This is a genomic window from Bacillus sp. Leaf49 (assembly GCF_001426125.1).
Taxonomy (GTDB): Bacteria; Bacillota; Bacilli; order Bacillales; family Bacillaceae; genus Bacillus; species Bacillus altitudinis.
On record NZ_LMRK01000020.1, the window covers coordinates 293,951 to 312,771 of the forward strand.

Here is an 18,821-nt window from a genome sequence, read left to right on the forward strand (position 1 = left end):
CTTAAGACGTTTGAAAAAGCCTCCATATATTGGAGGCTTTCACGTCTTAAGGATATAAACGGTTTAATAATCTTGGGAATGGAATTGTTTCACGCACATGCGGCGCTCCGCTAATCCAAGCAACTGTTCGTTCAAGTCCAAGACCAAAACCTGAATGTGGTACAGAACCATACTGTCTTAATTCTGTGTACCATTTGTACGTTTCTTGATCTAACCCATGTTCTTTTAGTCTTGCTTCAAGCAGATCTAAATCATGAACACGTTCAGAACCGCCGATAATCTCTCCATAGCCTTCTGGTGCAATTAAATCTGCACAAAGGACGACATCATCACGGTCTGGTGCAGGTTGCATATAAAATGGTTTTAATGAGGTTGGGTAATGAGTGATAAAGACTGGTTTATCATAGCTTTCGGCGATCGCTGTTTCGTGCGGCGCACCGAAGTCATCTCCCCATTCAATGTCATCAAATCCTTTGTCCTGCAAGAATTTAATCGCTTCATCATATGTGATGCGCGGGAATGGTGCTTTGATGTTTTCTAATTTTGCTGTATCACGGCCAAGTGTGTGCAGTTCTACTTTACAGTTTTCAAGTACACTTTGAACAACGTGAGACACATAATTTTCTTGGTACTCAAGGTTCTCATTAAATTCAACAAATGCCATCTCAGGCTCGATCATCCAGAACTCGATTAGATGACGTTTTGTTTTCGATTTTTCTGCTCTAAATGTTGGACCAAATGAGAATACTTTTCCGAGTGCCATCGCAGCAGCTTCCATGTAAAGCTGTCCACTTTGAGAAAGGTATGCATCTTCATCAAAATATTTAGTAGCAAACAGCTCTGTTGTTCCTTCTGGAGCACTTCCTGTTAGAATTGGCGGATCCACTTTCACGAAACCTTCTTGATGGAAAAACTCATATGTAGCACGAATAATTTCATTACGGATTTTCATAATGGCATGCTGTTTTTTAGAACGCAGCCATAAATGACGGTGATCCATTAAAAATTCTGTTCCATGTTCTTTTGGTGTAATTGGGTAATCTGTTGCTTCGTGAATCACTTCAATGGATTTCACTTGTAATTCAAAACCAAGTGGTGAACGTTCGTCTTTTGTTACTTGTCCTGTGACATAGACCGAAGTCTCTTGTGTCACTGATTTCGCAAGCTTAAAGACTTCCTCTTCCACCTCTGCTTTTACAACGACTCCTTGAATAAAGCCTGTCCCGTCGCGAAGCTGCAAGAATGCAATTTTCCCGCTTGAACGTTTATTGGCAATCCATGCGCCTATTGTTACTTCTTCATCGACGTGTTTAAACACTTGATTAATAGTTGTTTTCAACATATTTCCCTCCAAAGCCAGAAAGAAACTCACCTTGTTAAATAGGTGTGATTCTTTTTTCATACATTTTATTATAACCGTTCTAAATCAGCATGGTCAACGCAAGACAGAAGAAACTACGGTGTTAAATTTTTTTCCACTCGTCCTGTCGTAAAATCAACATAGCTGAAACTATATTGGTTGTTCTCATTTAAGTACGTTACTTCCCAAAGGAGCACATCACCTTCTCGTGCTAATTGAACATTTTTTAGCTTAGAAATGGTGTTCTCCTTTTGAACGGCTTGTACTGCTTGGTTTGAAGTAATGCCTTCTTTTGCTTTTTTAGCAATGACTTTTTCTTTTTTGCTGGCAGGTACCCACACATAGATCGCTTCGTTTTGTTTGTTTTTACCTTCCACAATAAATTGCTTTTCTTTCCCAACAAAGGTATCCACTTGCTCTACTTGTGCTAATGATGCTTGCTTTTTTGCTCGTTCAATCGCTGCCTCATGACCTTCTTCTTTTTGACCCATGGCCATTTGATAAATCCACGAAAAGCTAATGATGCCAATGAGTAAAACGAGCGCAGCAACGGATGAAATAATCCAAACTATTTTTTTCATGTCAAGCTTCCCCTATGTGCGATATATTGTAAATATCGCTTGATTTTGATCTTCTTGATCTAATGCTAATCCAAACATAAGATCTTCCCTTTTAAGCGTTCTGTTCAGCAAATCGACGATTTTGTATAGGTCTTCTGAATGCTTAATTTGAACAGTTGAAAGTACCTCTATTTTACTTTCCACTTCTAATTCCTCCTCGGTACGTAAATATTGTTAGTCATACTTTTCAATGTGAGAACCGATACTATTTTTACAACGGAACATAAAAAGCCGTTACGATAAATTAACTCCAAACCCACACCAGTGAAAGGCCGCTTATGACAGCGGCTTTTCGTTGTTAAGCTTTTCTATAAACGCCTCAAGCGACTCTTTGGACATCTCGTGAACTGGCGCATGATGAAGTGATTCTAAAAATAGTTTTCCATACGAAGCGGTTTTCACTCGGCGGTCTAAAATCAGCAATGTTCCGATGTCTTTTTCCGAGCGCAGCAAGCGGCCGGCTCCTTGCTTAAAAGTTAACACAGCTTCCGGGAGAGCGACGGCTTTAAACGGATTCTTCCCCTGTTTTTTTGCCGCTTCGCATTTTGCTTCAATGAGCGGTGAATCAGGCGGTCGGAAAGGAAGCCTTGCCATAATGACGGTCGTTAGCTCTGAGCCAGGAAAATCCACACCTTCCCAGAAACTCCCTGTTCCTAGCAAGATGGCTTGCTTAGCCAATTTGAACATTTTCGTCAATTTTACAGGGCTCCCGCCTGTCAAACCTTGAGCAAACAATGCCGATTGCATACCTTCTGATTTCAACTCTTCATACACTGCTTTTAACATCTCATGTGAATTAAATAACACCAATATTTTCGCTTGATCCTGCTTTTCCATGATCTTAATATATGTTGCAGCTTGCTTCACATAATCACGTTCATCACGGTTTGTGATCGGCGGCATGTCAGCCGGTACAACGACCTTAAGCTGTTTTTCAAGTTCAAAAGGTGAATCAATTTGGACAAGGTGTGGATAAAAATCTTGCAGGCCAAATCGTTCCAAGCAATAATCAAAGCGTCGATTGATGGTGAGCGTCCCTGATGTGAGGACGACGCTTTTTTTGTTCATAAAGAACCGATCAGCCAACAGCTCCCCTGTATCTAGCGGCTGCGCGTGCATAAAGACAGCATTCTTGGCACCCTTTGCATCAATCTCAATCCAAACGGTTTCATCATTGTTTGGTTCAAAGATAAACCGGTACAGCGTACTGCAGAATGTCTGCATAAATGACATCACTTGATCGTATTCTTCTGCTTCAAATGCAAACTGCTCTATGAACTGATCACTTTTGTGAAGCAACTCATTTTTTTGCTGCTCATACAGTTTCTCACAAGCAATCAATAACGAACAAAGCTTACTCGCTGATTCTTTAATTCGGACCCACTGAGCATGTTTTGAATGATGACGGACTCTATGAATGAGACGATTGATGTCCGCTTTTGGTTTTGTCCTTTTGACAAAAGAATGAACGGTACTAAAAAATGCGTCACTTTCCATCTGAAGCTGCTGAAGATACTCGTCCATTTCAATAAAGGTGTCAGTTGATAAACCTGCCCCATGAAATCTCTTTTTCAATTTCTTAAGCAGCCCGCCATGCAAAGAGCCAAGCTGGGTTAATTTCGCATGAAGCTGGATATAAGACGCACTGTCACCTAGCGTTTCATTGGCTGTTTTTTCAAATTGGTGGGCCTCATCAATCACATAGACATCTGCATGCTGAAAGATAGAAGCTCCTTCTGTTTGAGATAAAAGCAGACGGTGATTCGTCAAAATTAAATCAGCTGTTTGAGCCTTTCGTTTAGCCCGTTCATAAAAACAATGTTCTTTAAAACGGCGTTTTTTCGATGTAAATGGCATGTGCACACAAGAGATACGGTCTTTTATATTTGCAGCTCCTGACGGTAAATTCAGTTCAGACAAATCACCTGTTTCAGTGACAAGAAGCCACATTAAAATTTGCGCTTTTGTTAAGACAACATCATAGTTATCATCTTCCTCATGCAGGACATGCTCAAACTTATCTAAACAAATATAATGTGCACGCCCTTTAAACACACAGGCGGCTGGCTCAAATGGGAGCAATTGCTTGAGTAGCGGAACATCGCGCTGAAGCATTTGCTGCTGCAGTAAAATAGAATATGTACTGATAATGACAGGTTTTCCTGATTTCTTTGCTTCTAAAGCAGCTGGTATAAGATAAGCGAGTGTTTTCCCGATTCCTGGCGCCGCTTCAATTAACGCATAAGCTCTTTCATTGAACGCATCTCTTACTTTGTTCATCATCGTGAGCTGGCCTTCTCTTACTTCATAGCCTTCTAATGTTTGAGGAAGCTTCTCTTTTATCTCTTCAAACAGTTGCTCGTCGTCACCGCCTACTGCATATGTCGATTCAGTGATAGGATTGGTCACATCTTTCACAGCAAAAGATCCTACTTCTACAAGCGAATCATCCTGACTAGAGTGATTGGTTTCAAGCTGCTTAATTAAAAGTCCTATATCACTTAGAAGATAAGAGGATAATCTGCGCAGCTGTTTTAACACATTTGGCGGTGTATTCCTTAATTGATCTAATAAGGTTAAAAATAACATGGCAGTAACTTCCGCATCACTATCCGCCCTGTGCGGGTGGTCATGTGGAAGCATGAGCTCTTCGCTTAATTCAGTTAACTTATAACCTTCAAGCTCAGGATAAAGAATTCTAGAAATTTCAACCGTATCAATCGCTAGCACATCCAGCTCATTTTTCCCGCATGCTTTTAGTTCATCGTTTAAAAAGTTCAAATCAAAATGAACATTGTGCGCAACAAAATAAGCGCCCTGTATGAGATCATACACCTCTTGGGCAATGTCCTCAAAAAACACCGCGTCATCAACCATGTGCTGTTTAATACCTGTCAGCTGTTCAATAAATCCAGGAATCGTTTTCCCTGGGTTCACATATTTTGAATACCGTTCGACAATTTGTCCATTTTCAATGACCACCGCAGCAATTTGAATGATTTTATCACCTTTTTTTGGTGAATTCCCGGTGGTTTCAATATCAACGACAACAAACCTTTGATCGGTCATAAAATGGACACCTCAATTCCTCGTTCCACTCATAGTGAAACACACTCTGGGCAATATAGCTGAAACAGAACAGCTTCCTTTTGATGAAACTGTTCTGTTTCCATGTGAGCGTGCGTTATAAAATCGTTCTCGCAGGCTCTTGCCCAATCATTTGTTCAATTTGATTTTGTTTATTTAACACGACCACTTTAGGTGTGTGCGATTTCGCTTCTTCCTCTGACAACATCCCATAAGCGATAATAATGACTTCATCTCCTGGCTGAACCAATCTTGCTGCCGCACCATTTAAACAAATGACACCGCTCTTTCTTTCTCCAGGGATGATATATGTTTCAAGTCTAGCACCATTGTGATTATTGACAATTTGCACTTTCTCATTTGCCATCATGCCTGCCGCATCAAGCAAATCTTCGTCAATGGTAATACTGCCTACATAGTGTAAGTTTGCTTCAGTCACTGTCGCTTTATGAAGTTTCGAGGTCATAAAAGTTCTATACATGCTTTTCACCGCTTTCAGGAACATGGAAAATCACATTATCAATCAGTCTTGCCCGGGAGAACTTCACAGCAATGGCAATGATCACTTGGCCCGTTAAGTGCTGAAGGGGTTCAAGCTCTGGGTAGGAGTAAATGTCAATATAATCGATTTCTCCACTCGTTTGAAGAATCTCCTCTTCCACTAATTGATAAATACGATTTACATCATGTTCACCCTTTTCTACAGCTGTCTGTCCTTTTTTTAATGCCCGGTATAAAGCAGGTGCTTCTTGCCTTTCTGTTTCAGACAAATACACGTTTCTTGAACTTTTCGCTAAACCGTCTTCTTCTCGAACAGTAGGAACAGACACAAGGTGAAGATCAAAAAAGAAATCCTTGATCATCGCATCGATAACAGCGACTTGCTGTGCATCCTTTAGACCAAAGTATACATTGGTTGGTGCGACAAGGTGAAACAGCTTTGTCAGCACCGTGACAACGCCGTCGAAGTGTCCTGGGCGTTTCTTCCCGCATAAGACGTCTGTACGCTTTTGAACAGTCATCGTAATCGACGGCTCATCTTTGTACATTTCCTTCACTTCAGGTGTAAATAATATATCTACTCCAGCTTCTTCGGCAAGACGCTGGTCTCTTTCCATATCTCTTGGATAGGATTCAAAGTCTTCATTCGGTCCAAATTGCAATGGATTAACAAAGATGCTCATCACTACGATGTCATTTTGATCTCTTGCTTCTTTTGCAAGCGTCAGATGTCCTTCATGGAGGAAACCCATTGTAGGGACAAATCCAATGGAATGCTGCTTCTTTTGATGCTGCTTGATCATTTTTTTTAGTTCATGAATATGGGAGACAACCTTCATTCCTTAGTCCCCCCATATAAACCATCAAGGACTTCTTCTTTCATATGAAAGGTATGAGCATCCTCTGGGAATGTGCGTGCTTTTACTTCTTTTGTATATTGTATGAGCGCTTCTTCTAATACAGCATCGATTTGCGCGTATTGTTTCACAAATTTAGGTGTTCTAGACACGCCGTACCCTACCACATCATGGTAAACGAGAACTTGTCCATCTGCTTCAGCCCCTGCCCCAATTCCGATCACAGGAATCTTTAGCATGTCAGTAATCCGTTTTGTCAGTTCACCAGGTACACACTCTAACACAAGGGCGATGGCACCTGCTTCCTCACATTTCAGACTATCTTCAATCAATTTCTGTGCACTCTCTTTGTCTTTTCCTTGCACTTTATAGCCGCCAAGGACACCGACTGATTGAGGGGTGAGCCCTAAATGGCTTACAACAGGAATACCGCCTCTTGTAAGTGCTTGAATGGATTCAAATACTCCATCTCCACCTTCAAGCTTTAAGGCATCAGCACCGCTTTCTTGCATAATGCGTGCTGCATTTTTCATCGTTTCTTCTAATGAATAATGATAAGACATAAATGGCATATCCGTCACAACAAATGTGTCTTTTGCGCCTCTTTTGACTGCTTTTGTGTGATGAATCATATCATCCATCGTCACTTGCACTGTGGAATCAAGTCCAAGGACAACCATCCCAAGTGAGTCACCAACTAAGATCATGTCGACTTCCGCTTTTTCCGCTTGCTTTGCAGCTGGATAGTCGTATGCTGTCAGCATCACAATAGGTTCGTTTTGTTCTTTCATTTTGAAAAAATCTAACTTTGTCTTCATTTGTTCCTCCTCATTCTGGAGAGGAGATGGCTTGTCTGATCTCACACGCTTTTATCTCTCATGTGCAGACGAATCATCCCTCTGTCCAAGTCCCTTAGGATCAAGGCAGAAATTTATCGAATTTTTCTTCCTAACAGGTACAGTTCTTTTTCAGATACTGCCCACACGAAGTATATCAAAAATGTGCCGGGTGTTCCACTTAAGTTGACTTGATCTCAATGTCAGCGGAGTAGATGTTTTGGATTCCGCCCTCCGTTTCGAGTAAGAGAACGCCTTCATCGTTAATCCCAAGCGCCGTTCCAGCATATTGTCCATTGACGGTGCGTGCGATGATACGTTTTCCAATGGTCATCGCATACGATTCCCATAATTGTTTGATCGGAGCAAAACCATATGTCATATATTCATCATACCTTTTTTCAAAGGTGGACATGATGGTTTGAATCAGTGCCGCTCTGTCTACCTTTTGACCAAGCTCCATTCGCAAACTCGTCGCAACATCCTTTAATTCTTCAGGAAAATCATTTGCCGTCTGATTCACGTTAATGCCTGGGCCAATAATGACTGCGTGAACTTGGTCAGCTTCTGCTTTTAATTCAGTCAAAATACCAACGACCTTTTTTCCGTTTAGCAAAATATCGTTTGGCCATTTGATCGATGGACTGAGACCCGTTTGCTGCGCTATGGCTTCAGCGATCGCGACAGATGCTAAAAGCGTCATTTGCGGCGCTTTGTGCAGCGGTATTTCTGGCCGGAGAATCAAACTCATCCATATGCCTGTCCCATTTGGTGAGTGCCACGTTCTTTGAAGGCGTCCTTTTCCGTTTGTCTGATGATCACTGACAACAAGCGAGCCGTGCGGGGCTCCTTTATTGACGAGGTCATGGGCAATGAGCTGAGTTGAGGCGACTTCTTCTTGAAAATAAATATGCCTGCCAAACAGCTCTGTTTCCAAACCAAACAGAATTTCGTCTTCACTAATTTTGTCCGGTTTACGAAGCAGCCGGTACCCTTTTCTTCTGACCGCTTCGACCTCATATCCCTCTTTTCGCAAATCCTCTATATGCTTCCATACCGCCGTTCGGGAGCAGCCAAGCTCATCACATATTTGCTGGCTTGAGACAAAATCTTGCTCAGATGCTGTAAATAGTTCAATTAATCGTTTTCTAATCGCTGATCGCACGCTATGAGCCACTCCTCTATGGCTTCTTTTCGGTTTTCAAGCTGGTTTTGCAAAACGGCTTTTTTCACAGAAGCAAGCTCTTCTGCAATCCATTTACCAGCTGGCTTTTGCCGAAAGGCCATCAAATCTTTTCCTGACACTGCAAGGTCTTGAAGCTGTTTAATCGGTAGCGCATCATATGAACGTTTCGCCGCCTCCAGCTCATCAAAGAAAATGCGGCGCTCATGTTTGAGCTGCGTGATTTTCATACTAGAAAGCAGGACATGTTCACCAGCTTCAAACATTTTTTCCGCATCCCAGTCACAATCAACATATTTGCTAATGGCAACGGCTTCTTTTAAAAGTTTCGTTGATAACTTCCATTCTTTTAAAAAGGACACCGCCTCCGCCTCATCTAGACCAAGTAAATGGATAAAAGCTCCCCACACCTCATCTAACCCATCCAATAAATAATACGGGAAAGCTTGGAACGTTTCATTCAGCTGATCCTTTTTGAGGCCAGGCAATTCTTCATACAATTTGGTGGAGATGAGCACCTTGATGGCTTGCTCACAGTAGCGACCTTTTAAAAGTTTTTCCATTTCGATCTTTTTGCGTTCAACAGATATGTTAGCAAGCAGATGTTTATCTTTTTTCATTGCTTCTTCCGTCTCTTTAGAAAGCTCAAACCCGAGCTGGCTTAAAAACCGTACCGCTCTCATCATCCGAAGCGCATCTTCTTGAAAGCGGCATGCAGGATCTCCAACCGTTTGAATTCGTCTTCGCTTAATATCCCGCTTGCCGCCTACATGGTCAATGATGTCACCATGAATATCCATGGCCACTGCATTGATCGTTAAATCTCTTCTTAAAAGATCTTCTTTTAGTGATGAAATAAACGCCACTTCTTTAGGCCGGCGAAAGTCTTCATATTCTGATTCAGTCCGAAACGTAGTGACCTCATAGCTGACCCCGTCAAGTAACACAATAACAGTGCCATGCTCTTTGCCGACATCTACTGTTTTATCAAATAAAGACTCCACCACATCAGGTGTGGCATCTGTCGCAATATCGATATCTCCAATTTCCCTGCCTAAAAGGACATCTCTCACCGCACCACCGACAAAATAAGCTTGATACCCATGTTCGTGCAGTGTATGTAAAATAGGGATCGCATGCGTGAATGGTTCATTCATCTTCAACATCACCTTCGATCAATTCTAAGTAAAGCTCTTCATACTCTCTCACAATTTTGTCAGAAGAGAAATTGGCTTCCACACTAGACTTGGCTGCCATCGATATTTGCTGATGAAGCGCATTGTCTTTCAGAATAGTGATGGCATGTTTTGCTGCTCCATCTACATCACCAAGCGGAACAAGGAATCCTGTCTCTCCATGTGCAATCACCTCTGGAATTCCTCCAACGTCTGTTCCTATACAAGGTACTCCGCATGCCATTGCTTCAAGTAGTACAAGACCAAAACTCTCTTTCTCAGAAAGCAACAGCTTCAAATCACTAATCGAATAGAGCTCCTCCACCTTCTCTTGCTTTCCTAAAAATAACACGCGGTCCGTTAATCCAAGCTTTTTCACAAGCTCGCAAACAACCGATTTTTCAGGGCCGTCCCCAATAAGTAGCAGTTTTGCATTCACCTGTTCAGAAATCTGTTTAAACACATGGATCACGTCATGCACACGCTTCACTTTACGGAAATTTGATACATGGATGACGACCTTCTCATCCTGCAGAAGACCATAATGCGTCTTAAGCACTTCGTGATCTTCACGCAAATATACGCGCTCATCGACGAAATTATGGATCGTATCAATTTTTTTATTCGGTTTAATCAGATCGTATGTCTGCGCAGCTAATGAATGTGATACAGCCGTTACGCGGTCAGATGATTCGATCGCAAACCGGATGACTTCCTTTAAAGATGGGTCATAGCCTAAAACCGTAATATCCGTCCCGTGAAGCGTGGTGACGACTTTGACAGACTGTCCAGTCATTTGCTTAGCTAAGAACGCACAGACGGCGTGAGGGACCGCATAATGCGCATGAATAATATCAAGCTTCTCTCGTTTTGCCACTTCTGCTAGTTTACTTGCCAGTGCAAGGTCATAAGGCGGATATTGAAACACAGCATATTGATTGACATCCACCTCATGAAAATAAATATTCGGATACACTTTATTGAGTCTAAACGGAATACTCGAGGTAATGAAATGAACATCGTGCCCTTTTTCAGCTAAACGTTTTCCAAGCTCTGTGGCAATAATGCCCGATCCGCCAACACTTGGATAACAAGTGATTCCGATCTTCAATTTTTTCATAATTACCCCCCAAGTAAGTCATCATCCATCAAAAGTGGCTTCTTTGTCAGAAACCCTTCTGCAAAAGGTTTATTGACTTCCCTTCCATACATCGACTCTCTCATTTTGACAAAATCAATATAACCATTTACAAGCGGTGTCTCCACTGAACTCTCTGTTTTGACAAATTGGCTTTTATACGCATGTAAGCTATCAATTTTTTGGTTCATCTCGTCTGAGATATCGATCACAAAATCTGGACGATGGTGGCCGTTAATCATGTAATAATACATCTGGCTTATTTTATGCGCCGGCTGCTTGTATGAATCTTCAAATTTATGTATACCTGCAGAAAAAGCGGCCTCTTCTACAAGTGAACCCGCATGACCATGATCAGGATGTCGATCTTGGTGGTGCGGGGCAAAAATAAGTCTCGGTTTGTATGTTCGGATGACACCTGCAATTTCTTTCATCGCTTCGTCATTGAGATAAAGTCCTCTATCTGGCAGCGTGAGCTGGATTCGAGTCGTGACGCCTAAAATGGCAGCGGCTGCTCTGGCTTCTTCTTTTCGGCTTTCAACCGTTCCATTTGAAGATAATTCAGCCTGAGTCAAGTCACAAATCCCAACACGTGCCCCTTTTTTTACGTATTTTGCAATCGTTCCACCCATACCGATCTCTACATCATCGCTATGGGCACCGAATGCAAGGATATCAAGTGGTTTCATGTGTTCCTCCGTTTTTTGCTACATCTCGAAAATCAAACGTACCTTTATTTAAATTCCTGACTAAAATTTCGGCAGTCCCCATATTGGTCGCTAATGGAATGGCATACACATCGCAAAGCCGGATGAGTGCAGATACATCCGGTTCATGCGGTTGTGCAGTGAGAGGGTCTCTAAAAAAGAGCACAAGATCCATTGCATTATCAGCAATCATGGCACCAATCTGCTGATCCCCTCCAAGTGGTCCTGATTGGAAACGATGAACGGGAAGCCCAGTCGCTTCTTTCACTCTTAAACCTGTGGTTCCTGTTGCATAAAGTGTATGATCTGCCAAAAGATCTCGATACGCAATGGCGAATTGAATCATGTCACTTTTTTTCTTATCGTGAGCGATTAAAGCAATGTTCATCAGGGGTCCACTCCTTATTAGTCGATAATATTTTCTAAGCCATAAACGAGTTGATCAATATGCATCACCTGTTCAACAGAAAGCTTCACACCTGACATAAAGGATGCACGGTTATAAGAATCATGACGAATCGTGAGCGTCTGCCCGTCCATTCCAAACAGAACTTCTTGATGAGCAATCATGCCTGGAAGCCTTACGCTGTGAAGGCGGATGCCATCATAATCTGCTCCTCGTGCACCTTCGATTAGTTCTTTTTCTTCAGGGTGCCCCTGCTTTTTGCTTTCTCTTACTTCAGCAATCATTTCAGCCGTTTTTAGTCCTGTACCACTCGGAGCGTCCAATTTTTTATCATGATGAAGCTCAATGATTTCAACATCTGGAAAATAATTTGCTGCCATTTTGGCAAACTTCATCATTAAAACAGCACCAACAGCAAAGTTAGGCGCAATAATACAGCCTATCCCTTTTTCTTCTGTTAATTGCTGAAGTTCTTTTAGGTCGTCTTCTGAAAAACCTGTTGTGCCTACGACCGGACGTACGCCATGTTCAAGGGCTTTTTTTGTATGTACTTTCCCGATTTCTGGGGTCGTCAAATCAATTAATACATCCGGTGCTGTTTCTGAAAGACACACGTCAATATCCGTATAAATGGGTGCATCAGATGTTGTATGAAGCACATCAGATAGCTTTTTCCCCTCATGTGTGTGATCAAGTGCTGCTACTAGTTCGAAGTGGCTTGTTTCTTCTGCCAGCTTGACAGCCTCTATCCCCATTCTTCCTCTTGCTCCAGCGATTACAACTTTGATGGTTTGATTCGTCATCTTCTCTACTTCCCTTCTTTTTTCGTCCAGCGGTCTTTGTCTCTTGTATTGAATTTATGCATCACACGATCATGGGCTTCTTCAAGTGATATATTGAGTGAATTGGCAAGGCATGTTAACACAAACAGCACATCGCCAATTTCTTCTTCCATGCTTTTTTCTGTTTCCGTTGTTTTTTTCGGCTTTTCTCCATAGTAATGGTTAACCTCTCTTGCCAGCTCACCTAATTCTTCTGTCAGACGGGCCATCATGGCAAGCGGGCTGAAATAGCCTTCTTTAAATTGTCCTATGTAATCATCTACTTCTTGCTGCACGTGACGCAGCGTTTTTTCATTCGTCATGAAGCTCATCCTCCTATCCATCTCTTACATGTTAGCGAAATCATAAATATTTGACAAATGTTTAAAACTCAGTTTGCTTGTTTCTCTTCCATACCATATAATATTATCGCTGTCTAAGCAAAAAAAGGAGTGATCTTTTGCTAAAAGAAATTCGTCTTAAAAATATCGTATTTATTTTAATAGGATCTGCGATTTTTTCTTTCGGCCTTGTTCATTTTAATATGCAGAACAACTTGGCGGAAGGCGGATTTACAGGTATCACACTGCTTTTATATTTTCTATTTCACATTGACCCATCTATTTCAAACCTTGTGTTAAACATTCCGATCTTTTTTATCGGCTGGAAAATGCTTGGCAGAACCATGTTTACATATACAATTGTCGGAACCGTCAGTCTTTCTGTCTTTCTAGCCATCTTCCAGCGCTTTCAAATACATATGCCTCTTCAGCACGATTTAGCCTTAGCCGCACTTTTTGCAGGTGTGTTTATCGGAACAGGCCTCGGGATCATCTTTAAATTCGGCGGGACAACAGGCGGCGTGGACATTATTGCAAGACTGATCAACAAACATTATCAAGTCGCAATGGGAAGAACGATGTTTATCTTCGACGCGTGCGTCATTACCATCTCTCTCACCTATTTAAATTACAAAGAAGCCATGTATACACTTGTTGCCGTATTTGTTGCTGCAAAAGTCATCGATTTCATGCAAGAAGGCGCATACGCTGCCAAAGGAGCGATGATTATTTCTGAAAAGGATGACATCATTCAAAAGAAAATCACAGAGGAAATGGAGCGCGGAGTGACCATTTTAAAGGGTGTCGGCTCCTATACGAAACAGGAACGCAACGTTCTTTACTGCGTCGTTCCAAAAAATGAGCTTGTCCACCTCAAGAGTGTCGTAACTTCCGTCGATCCTCATGCCTTTGTATCAGTGAGTGACGTGCATGACGTACTTGGTGAAGGCTTCACATTAGATGAACATAAAAAGCCGCTCAATCCCCACTAAAAAAGAAGCCCGATAACGGTGCTTCTTTTTTTATGACTTTGGATAATCGGCTTGTCGCTTTTGCTTTTTTTCTTTTTCAGCACGGTATTTCCTAAACCCAACATACGTTAAAGTGAGTAAAATCATACTTCCTGTTGTTAAAATGACCCATAAAAGCGATGGATCTGCTTCATCTTGATCAACGTTCGCAAACACACTTGATAAATCTTCTTCAAGTTTCGTGAGACGCTCAAGCTTTGTCCCACTCGATGCTTTTAAAAATTCACCTTGTTCAATTACTTCCATGTGCTGCTTAATCGTTTGCAGCTTTTCAGGCGAGATATCAATGGTTAAACTCGGATAAATCATATCATACAATGAAACCAGCTCATTCCAAGTTTCATAAAACGTCGTCGATTCTGGATCTTTTACTTCTTTCTTTAATGTCGGAAAAGACCCCATAATCGGCTTCTCGAGAGATCCCCAAAGAGGTTCTGAATTTGATTGTATCGCATCGAGAAGCATTCTAAACTGAGAGGCATACCGAAGTTTTTCGCGCTCATTTAAGTCTTCCTGCGGGAGTCCTTTAATGATATCTTGATAGCCAAGTGTAATTTGCCGAACCTGCGTATTCGTCAAAGTTCCGCGCCAATTCTCAGCTTTAAATGTCTTTTCAGCATACAATGCAACTTGTAATGCCTCATCATATTTAGCTTGTCTCGTTAATTGAAAGATTGAATCTGATAGTTCCGTTAATTCTTGCAGCGCTTTAGCAGCTGTTGTTTCCTCACCTTTTGCAGCAGCTGGATGCAAGACAAGAAATAATAATAGAATCATCGCGATTGACTTTCGTTTCATGCAAGTCCCTCCTAGCCTTTCTCCATACAGCGTATGAAGAAAAGGACAAGGTTAGACCAACATTGTTAAGGGAGTTCAAGCTTGACCGATTTTTTCGAGAGGACAAGATAATACGAAACAAGAAGAACGGCCATACTTAACCAAAACGTCACGTAGCCGATCTCATTTGAATAGGCAGAAAGCATAGAATAACGCGGCATCATTCCAAATACATAATCAATCACATCATTATGTAAAATCCATATGCCTGCTACAACCAAATGACGCATGTGAAAACGATAATACGGCGCAAATAACACAGCCTGTACCGCCATCGCAAAGTGCGAACCAATTAGCATATATCCTTCCCACGGAAAATCATCAACAGAAACGAGCACGAAAAGATTCATCCCTACAGCCCATAATCCATATTTAATCAAAGTGACAAGGGCCAGTGCTTCAAAATAAGGAGCATGGCGTTTCATTAGAAAGGCTAGTAATACAAATAAAAAGAAAAAGCTTGCCGTCGGACTGTCCGGTACAAAAGGTAAAAAGACAGCCGGCGTCTCAACGAGCTGCGGGATATACCAGTAGTAGCCGTACACAGTACCAAGAAAGTTGACAATGAGCACCAGCACAAGCATGTAGCGTGTGGCTAGCAAATATTGAATCCATCTCATATTTCTCTTCACTCACGATCTGTTAAAATCAGAAAAAAGCTGACAGCGCCAGCTTTTTTCTCCTTTTGAGTATATCCTTGTACTTGCATTTAAACAACTGAATTATTTAGATTTGACCTCAGATAAATATTTCGAGAGCTTTTCAAGTTCTTCATCGCTGCCTTTAAAAATGCCCTTAGGCATGTTGCCTTTACCTTCTACAGCGATTTTCGCAATTTCCTCTGGTGCTAAACCATTGTCAACAAGTGACGGTCCAGCTGCCCCGCCTTGCATATTATCTCCGTGACAGGAGATACATGTCTGCTCTTGATAGATTTTATACTCTTCAGCTGAGGTATCAATCTCTGCTTCTTTCTTGATTTCACCTTGCTTCGCTGCTGCTTCCCAGTCATGAGTAGCAACAGACTCCCATGTTAAATAGGTTGCTGCACCAACTGCAAGAATCATCATCCCAACTGCAATTGGTCTTCGATATGGCCTACGTTCAGGACCAGAATCAAGAAATGGTGCGAGTAAAAGAGCACCAAACGCAATTCCAGGCATAATCATTGCGCCAACCACCGTATAGCTCCCTGCAGCAAACTCATATTTTAACAACTGGTATAAAAATAAGAAATACCAGTCTGGCAGCGGAATATAGCCCGTATCTGTCGGATCAGCCATCCGCTCAAGCGGAGGTGCATGAACAACAGTTAGGACAAGAAATCCAATTAAAAAAACAGCACCTACAAGCCATTCCTTTAAAAGAAAGTTCGGCCAAAAGGCTTCGGTTTTTCCCGGATATTCGGAATAGTCTTTAGGTATGTTAGGTTTTCTTTCTGCCGGTATTCTGGAATCTCCGACAAACTTCATCCCTTTTCCCCTATGCAAAGTCATCCCCTCCTCATTGAACATTCATCAAACGCAAAATTTTACAGCGGTCCAGAAATTCCTTGCTTACGAATCATAATAAAGTGGGCAGCCATCAGCCCAAATAATGCCGCTGGCAAGAAAAAGACATGGATAGCGAAAAATCTCGTCAGCGTTTGTGCACCTACAATGTCAGGATGACCTGCAAGCAGCGTTTTAATCTCTTTCCCAATGAAAGGTGTCGCCTCTGCAATTTGAAGACCTACCTTCGTCGCAAATAGCGCCTTCATATCCCACGGTAAAAGATATCCTGTAAAACCAAGTCCAAGCATCACAAAGAAAATGAGCACACCGACAATCCAGTTTAGCTCTCTAGGCTTTTTATACGCCCCTTGGAAAAAGACCCTCAGCGTATGTAAAAACATCATAACAATGACTAGACTCGCACCCCAGTGGTGCATCCCTCTTACAATCTGTCCGAATGCCACTTCATTTTGCAAATAATAGACAGATTCCCATGCGTTTTTAATATCCGGTACATAATACATCGTTAAAAACATGCCCGAAAGGACTTGAATGACCGTCACAAAAAACGTTAAACCGCCAAAACAATACACAAAAGCAGAGAAATGATGTGCTGGATTGACGTGCTCAGGCACTTCATGATCCGCAATGTCTCTCCATATCGGTGTGATGTCCAGCCGCTCATCTACCCAATCGTAAATCTTGTTAAGCATCGTTACCCTTCCCCTTTCGGCACAGCTTTTCCAAGATAGAGGTATCCGTCCTTCACTTGCTGCTTATAATGATCAAGCGGTGCAAGCGGTGGAGTTCCGGGTACGTTTGTACCATCCTTGTCGTACAGCCCATAATGGCATGGGCAGAAAAATTTGTTTGGATTTTTCGGATCACTGTTCCAGTTCACTGTACATCCCAAATGTTTACAGATTGGCGATAAAGCGACAATTTCATCCCCTTCTTTGTACACCCATGCAGACCTAGATTCCTTTGACTCATACCATGCATCTACTTGATCAATTTTAAAGTCAAAGCGCTTCGGTTCTTTTGTCAGTTCATCTACACTGACAACTTGAACCATATCCTGATCCTCTGTTCCTTTTAGCACAGGGTCAAGCGCAAAGCGAACCATAGGCATGAGCATTCCAGCGGCCATAAATCCCCCCACGCCGGTCAACGTGTAATTCAAAAATTGACGCCTGGACACTCCATGTCTCTTCTCGCTCATTTTTTTCTCCCCCCCTCAGGTCGTCAGCTACTTTATAACTGAATTAGAAAAAATTTCATAAAACTAGGACACCCTCATAATATATCAATCTATTCACAAGGTCAACAGCCTAAAAAGCTATGTACAATGCAAATGTAAGGGTTTTTATGAAGGGTTCCATTTTTGTAACAAAAAGTTCAAAATTTGTTCTACACTGTCTTGAATGACTTTTTGCTTTAAATTGACCTTTAAATGCTCAAGCGGAACAGACTGCAATATAAATGCCGATTCGCTCACTTCTAGCTGTTCTTTCCATTTGTTATCAGATGTGATAAACACAACATGCTGAAAATGTTCTTGCAATGATTGTTTTACTGCAAGTATGTCTTCTTGCTTACGATGATTTACTTCTAAATATGTATGTGGAGGAAAAAGAAACACTCTGCCTTTCAGTTGCCTTTCAAGATCCTCTGCCACAAGCATTGTAAACTCACCTAAAGACACGGTTTGTTTGATATGGCTTGCATCTATCCCAACTAATGGAATGATAGCGGTATCAATGTAATCTTTAGATTGTAAAAAGAGATCCGCGTCCTCCGCCTGAAACTTCATCTAGTTCCCCTCTTTCATCACATAAGCCCTGCCTGTATAGGGCAAGGCTTATTGGCTTGGTTTATGATAATAGGCTTAATTCTTTTGCTAACTTATTAAATGTTTCTTGATCATGACGGTCAAGCGCTTCATCGATTTCTTTCATCAGCCGTTCTTTTTGGAAAGTAGCAATAGAATGCTCTAGCACTTTCTCAGCAAGATCTTTATCTTTTTCATTTTCATAAAGATCTTTAGGAATATGAGGATTTGTTTCAAGTACAGCGGCATATTCCGGCGAACGATATGCAGATCGGAAATTCAATTGAATAAACAAATCTTGCTGTTTATTCAAACGAATATCATGAAATGATTTTTCTGCATCTGTCGTCATGATATTTTCTTTATAAAATCTAAAGGGAACTTCATCCACACAGTGTGTTGACATAATAATTCCCCTTGGGCAAAATTCTGCTTGCTCTACAAAATGAACCTTTTCCATCAAAGAGTCGTGACTCATTAAATAATTTAATATCCAAACACACTCTCTTCGCTTTAACTGATAATGGTTTAAGAACCACCGGATAAATTCCTTCTTTTCATTGACAGAAACAGGGGTCTGCATGTTATTCCCTCCTC

Annotated in this window: 22 protein-coding genes; 1 reads left to right on the forward strand and 21 read right to left on the reverse strand. The window is 41.6% G+C overall.

Going from position 1 to position 18,821, the window contains the following annotated elements; all coding sequences use genetic code 11:
• Positions 1 to 46: 46 nt before the first annotated feature.
• The 14 genes from asnS to ASG46_RS11330 all read right to left on the reverse strand — a co-directional run bounded on the left by asnS (position 47) and on the right by ASG46_RS11330 (position 13,014).
• Positions 47 to 1,339 carry an asparagine--tRNA ligase gene (asnS, locus tag ASG46_RS11270; RefSeq protein WP_024718525.1) on the reverse strand — a complete coding sequence of 431 codons (1,293 nt, stop codon included), beginning with the start codon at positions 1,337 to 1,339 and terminating at the stop codon, positions 47 to 49.
• Positions 1,340 to 1,455: 116 nt separating this feature from the next.
• Positions 1,456 to 1,941: a cell wall elongation/penicillin-binding protein regulator TseB gene (gene tseB / locus ASG46_RS11275; protein WP_007500889.1), complete on the reverse strand. Its 486-nt coding sequence runs from the start codon at positions 1,939 to 1,941 to the stop codon at positions 1,456 to 1,458.
• Positions 1,942 to 1,953: 12 nt separating this feature from the next.
• Complete coding sequence (locus ASG46_RS20565; RefSeq protein WP_008344594.1) at positions 1,954 to 2,124, reverse strand: YpmA family protein; 171 nt, start codon at positions 2,122 to 2,124, stop codon at positions 1,954 to 1,956.
• A 132-nt stretch (positions 2,125 to 2,256) separates the two neighbouring features.
• Positions 2,257 to 5,049, reverse strand: coding sequence for an ATP-dependent DNA helicase DinG (gene dinG / locus ASG46_RS11280; protein ID WP_056704658.1), 2,793 nt, complete (start codon positions 5,047 to 5,049; stop codon positions 2,257 to 2,259).
• A 115-nt stretch (positions 5,050 to 5,164) separates the two neighbouring features.
• On the reverse strand, positions 5,165 to 5,548 hold the full coding sequence (gene panD, locus ASG46_RS11285; RefSeq protein ID WP_017359738.1) for an aspartate 1-decarboxylase: 384 nt from the start codon (positions 5,546 to 5,548) through the stop codon (positions 5,165 to 5,167).
• Complete coding sequence (panC, locus tag ASG46_RS11290; protein ID WP_056704660.1) at positions 5,541 to 6,407, reverse strand: pantoate--beta-alanine ligase; 867 nt, start codon at positions 6,405 to 6,407, stop codon at positions 5,541 to 5,543. Before panC ends, panD begins: the two co-directional genes overlap by 8 nt.
• Positions 6,404 to 7,243 carry a 3-methyl-2-oxobutanoate hydroxymethyltransferase gene (gene panB / locus ASG46_RS11295; protein ID WP_017367493.1) on the reverse strand — a complete coding sequence of 280 codons (840 nt, stop codon included), beginning with the start codon at positions 7,241 to 7,243 and terminating at the stop codon, positions 6,404 to 6,406. Before panB ends, panC begins: the two co-directional genes overlap by 4 nt.
• Before the next feature lie 199 nt (positions 7,244 to 7,442).
• Positions 7,443 to 8,426 (reverse strand): biotin--[acetyl-CoA-carboxylase] ligase, encoded by a 984-nt coding sequence (locus ASG46_RS11300; RefSeq protein WP_056704662.1) that lies wholly within the window; start codon positions 8,424 to 8,426, stop codon positions 7,443 to 7,445.
• Complete coding sequence (locus ASG46_RS11305; protein WP_008344585.1) at positions 8,399 to 9,601, reverse strand: CCA tRNA nucleotidyltransferase; 1,203 nt, start codon at positions 9,599 to 9,601, stop codon at positions 8,399 to 8,401. Before ASG46_RS11305 ends, ASG46_RS11300 begins: the two co-directional genes overlap by 28 nt.
• The gene (bshA, locus tag ASG46_RS11310) at positions 9,594 to 10,739 is read right to left on the reverse strand and encodes an N-acetyl-alpha-D-glucosaminyl L-malate synthase BshA (RefSeq protein WP_008344584.1); all 1,146 of its coding nucleotides are present in this window, start codon (positions 10,737 to 10,739) and stop codon (positions 9,594 to 9,596) included. Before bshA ends, ASG46_RS11305 begins: the two co-directional genes overlap by 8 nt.
• 2 nt (positions 10,740 to 10,741) lie before the next feature.
• A complete protein-coding gene (gene bshB1 / locus ASG46_RS11315; RefSeq protein ID WP_025207539.1) occupies positions 10,742 to 11,446 on the reverse strand; it encodes a bacillithiol biosynthesis deacetylase BshB1 in 705 nt (234 codons plus the stop codon).
• Entirely contained in the window at positions 11,433 to 11,852 is a 420-nt protein-coding gene (mgsA, locus tag ASG46_RS11320; RefSeq protein ID WP_008344580.1) for a methylglyoxal synthase, read from the reverse strand. The genes bshB1 and mgsA overlap by 14 nt, the downstream gene beginning before the upstream one ends.
• Before the next feature lie 17 nt (positions 11,853 to 11,869).
• Positions 11,870 to 12,673 carry a 4-hydroxy-tetrahydrodipicolinate reductase gene (gene dapB, locus ASG46_RS11325; protein ID WP_017359745.1) on the reverse strand — a complete coding sequence of 268 codons (804 nt, stop codon included), beginning with the start codon at positions 12,671 to 12,673 and terminating at the stop codon, positions 11,870 to 11,872.
• 5 nt (positions 12,674 to 12,678) lie between these two features.
• On the reverse strand, positions 12,679 to 13,014 hold the full coding sequence (locus tag ASG46_RS11330; RefSeq protein ID WP_008344575.1) for a nucleotide pyrophosphohydrolase: 336 nt from the start codon (positions 13,012 to 13,014) through the stop codon (positions 12,679 to 12,681).
• Positions 13,015 to 13,151: 137 nt separating this feature from the next.
• On the opposite strand from ASG46_RS11330, the gene ASG46_RS11335 reads away from it, so the two are divergent.
• Positions 13,152 to 14,024 (forward strand): YitT family protein, encoded by an 873-nt coding sequence (locus ASG46_RS11335; protein ID WP_003215598.1) that lies wholly within the window; start codon positions 13,152 to 13,154, stop codon positions 14,022 to 14,024.
• Between the two features lie 30 nt (positions 14,025 to 14,054).
• On the opposite strand, the gene ypjB is transcribed toward ASG46_RS11335, so the two are convergent.
• The 7 genes from ypjB to ASG46_RS11370 all read right to left on the reverse strand — a co-directional run bounded on the left by ypjB (position 14,055) and on the right by ASG46_RS11370 (position 18,807).
• Positions 14,055 to 14,861 carry a sporulation protein YpjB gene (ypjB, locus tag ASG46_RS11340; RefSeq protein WP_008344572.1) on the reverse strand — a complete coding sequence of 269 codons (807 nt, stop codon included), beginning with the start codon at positions 14,859 to 14,861 and terminating at the stop codon, positions 14,055 to 14,057.
• A gap of 65 nt (positions 14,862 to 14,926) precedes the next feature.
• Positions 14,927 to 15,520, reverse strand: a complete 594-nt coding sequence (locus ASG46_RS11345) for a DUF1405 domain-containing protein (protein ID WP_056704664.1) — start codon at positions 15,518 to 15,520, stop codon at positions 14,927 to 14,929.
• Between the two features lie 102 nt (positions 15,521 to 15,622).
• Positions 15,623 to 16,390 carry a menaquinol-cytochrome c reductase cytochrome b/c subunit gene (locus ASG46_RS11350; protein WP_008344567.1) on the reverse strand — a complete coding sequence of 256 codons (768 nt, stop codon included), beginning with the start codon at positions 16,388 to 16,390 and terminating at the stop codon, positions 15,623 to 15,625.
• 41 nt (positions 16,391 to 16,431) lie between these two features.
• Positions 16,432 to 17,106 carry a menaquinol-cytochrome c reductase cytochrome b subunit gene (gene qcrB / locus ASG46_RS11355; RefSeq protein ID WP_003215804.1) on the reverse strand — a complete coding sequence of 225 codons (675 nt, stop codon included), beginning with the start codon at positions 17,104 to 17,106 and terminating at the stop codon, positions 16,432 to 16,434.
• Between the two features lie 2 nt (positions 17,107 to 17,108).
• Positions 17,109 to 17,615 (reverse strand): ubiquinol-cytochrome c reductase iron-sulfur subunit, encoded by a 507-nt coding sequence (locus ASG46_RS11360; protein WP_007500911.1) that lies wholly within the window; start codon positions 17,613 to 17,615, stop codon positions 17,109 to 17,111.
• Positions 17,616 to 17,759: 144 nt separating this feature from the next.
• Positions 17,760 to 18,206, reverse strand: a complete 447-nt coding sequence (locus ASG46_RS11365; protein ID WP_007500913.1) for a YpiF family protein — start codon at positions 18,204 to 18,206, stop codon at positions 17,760 to 17,762.
• Between the two features lie 61 nt (positions 18,207 to 18,267).
• Positions 18,268 to 18,807 carry a ReoY family proteolytic degradation factor gene (locus ASG46_RS11370; protein WP_008344562.1) on the reverse strand — a complete coding sequence of 180 codons (540 nt, stop codon included), beginning with the start codon at positions 18,805 to 18,807 and terminating at the stop codon, positions 18,268 to 18,270.
• Between the last annotated feature and the right edge of the window lie 14 nt (positions 18,808 to 18,821).

Coding starts and splice junctions, on each gene's coding strand:
- tseB (WP_007500889.1), bottom strand. CDS start 1,941: ATGAAAAAAATAGTTTGGATTATTTCATCCGTTGCTGCGCTCGTTTTA.
- dinG (WP_056704658.1), bottom strand. CDS start 5,049: ATGACCGATCAAAGGTTTGTTGTCGTTGATATTGAAACCACCGGGAAT.
- panD (WP_017359738.1), bottom strand. CDS start 5,548: ATGTATAGAACTTTTATGACCTCGAAACTTCATAAAGCGACAGTGACT.
- panC (WP_056704660.1), bottom strand. CDS start 6,407: ATGAAGGTTGTCTCCCATATTCATGAACTAAAAAAAATGATCAAGCAG.
- panB (WP_017367493.1), bottom strand. CDS start 7,243: ATGAAGACAAAGTTAGATTTTTTCAAAATGAAAGAACAAAACGAACCT.
- ASG46_RS11305 (WP_008344585.1), bottom strand. CDS start 9,601: ATGAATGAACCATTCACGCATGCGATCCCTATTTTACATACACTGCAC.
- bshA (WP_008344584.1), bottom strand. CDS start 10,739: ATGAAAAAATTGAAGATCGGAATCACTTGTTATCCAAGTGTTGGCGGA.
- bshB1 (WP_025207539.1), bottom strand. CDS start 11,446: ATGAAACCACTTGATATCCTTGCATTCGGTGCCCATAGCGATGATGTA.
- mgsA (WP_008344580.1), bottom strand. CDS start 11,852: ATGAACATTGCTTTAATCGCTCACGATAAGAAAAAAAGTGACATGATT.
- dapB (WP_017359745.1), bottom strand. CDS start 12,673: ATGACGAATCAAACCATCAAAGTTGTAATCGCTGGAGCAAGAGGAAGA.
- ASG46_RS11330 (WP_008344575.1), bottom strand. CDS start 13,014: ATGACGAATGAAAAAACGCTGCGTCACGTGCAGCAAGAAGTAGATGAT.
- ypjB (WP_008344572.1), bottom strand. CDS start 14,861: ATGAAACGAAAGTCAATCGCGATGATTCTATTATTATTTCTTGTCTTG.
- ASG46_RS11345 (WP_056704664.1), bottom strand. CDS start 15,520: ATGAGATGGATTCAATATTTGCTAGCCACACGCTACATGCTTGTGCTG.
- qcrB (WP_003215804.1), bottom strand. CDS start 17,106: ATGCTTAACAAGATTTACGATTGGGTAGATGAGCGGCTGGACATCACA.
- ASG46_RS11360 (WP_007500911.1), bottom strand. CDS start 17,615: ATGAGCGAGAAGAGACATGGAGTGTCCAGGCGTCAATTTTTGAATTAC.
- ASG46_RS11365 (WP_007500913.1), bottom strand. CDS start 18,206: ATGAAGTTTCAGGCGGAGGACGCGGATCTCTTTTTACAATCTAAAGAT.
- ASG46_RS11370 (WP_008344562.1), bottom strand. CDS start 18,807: ATGCAGACCCCTGTTTCTGTCAATGAAAAGAAGGAATTTATCCGGTGG.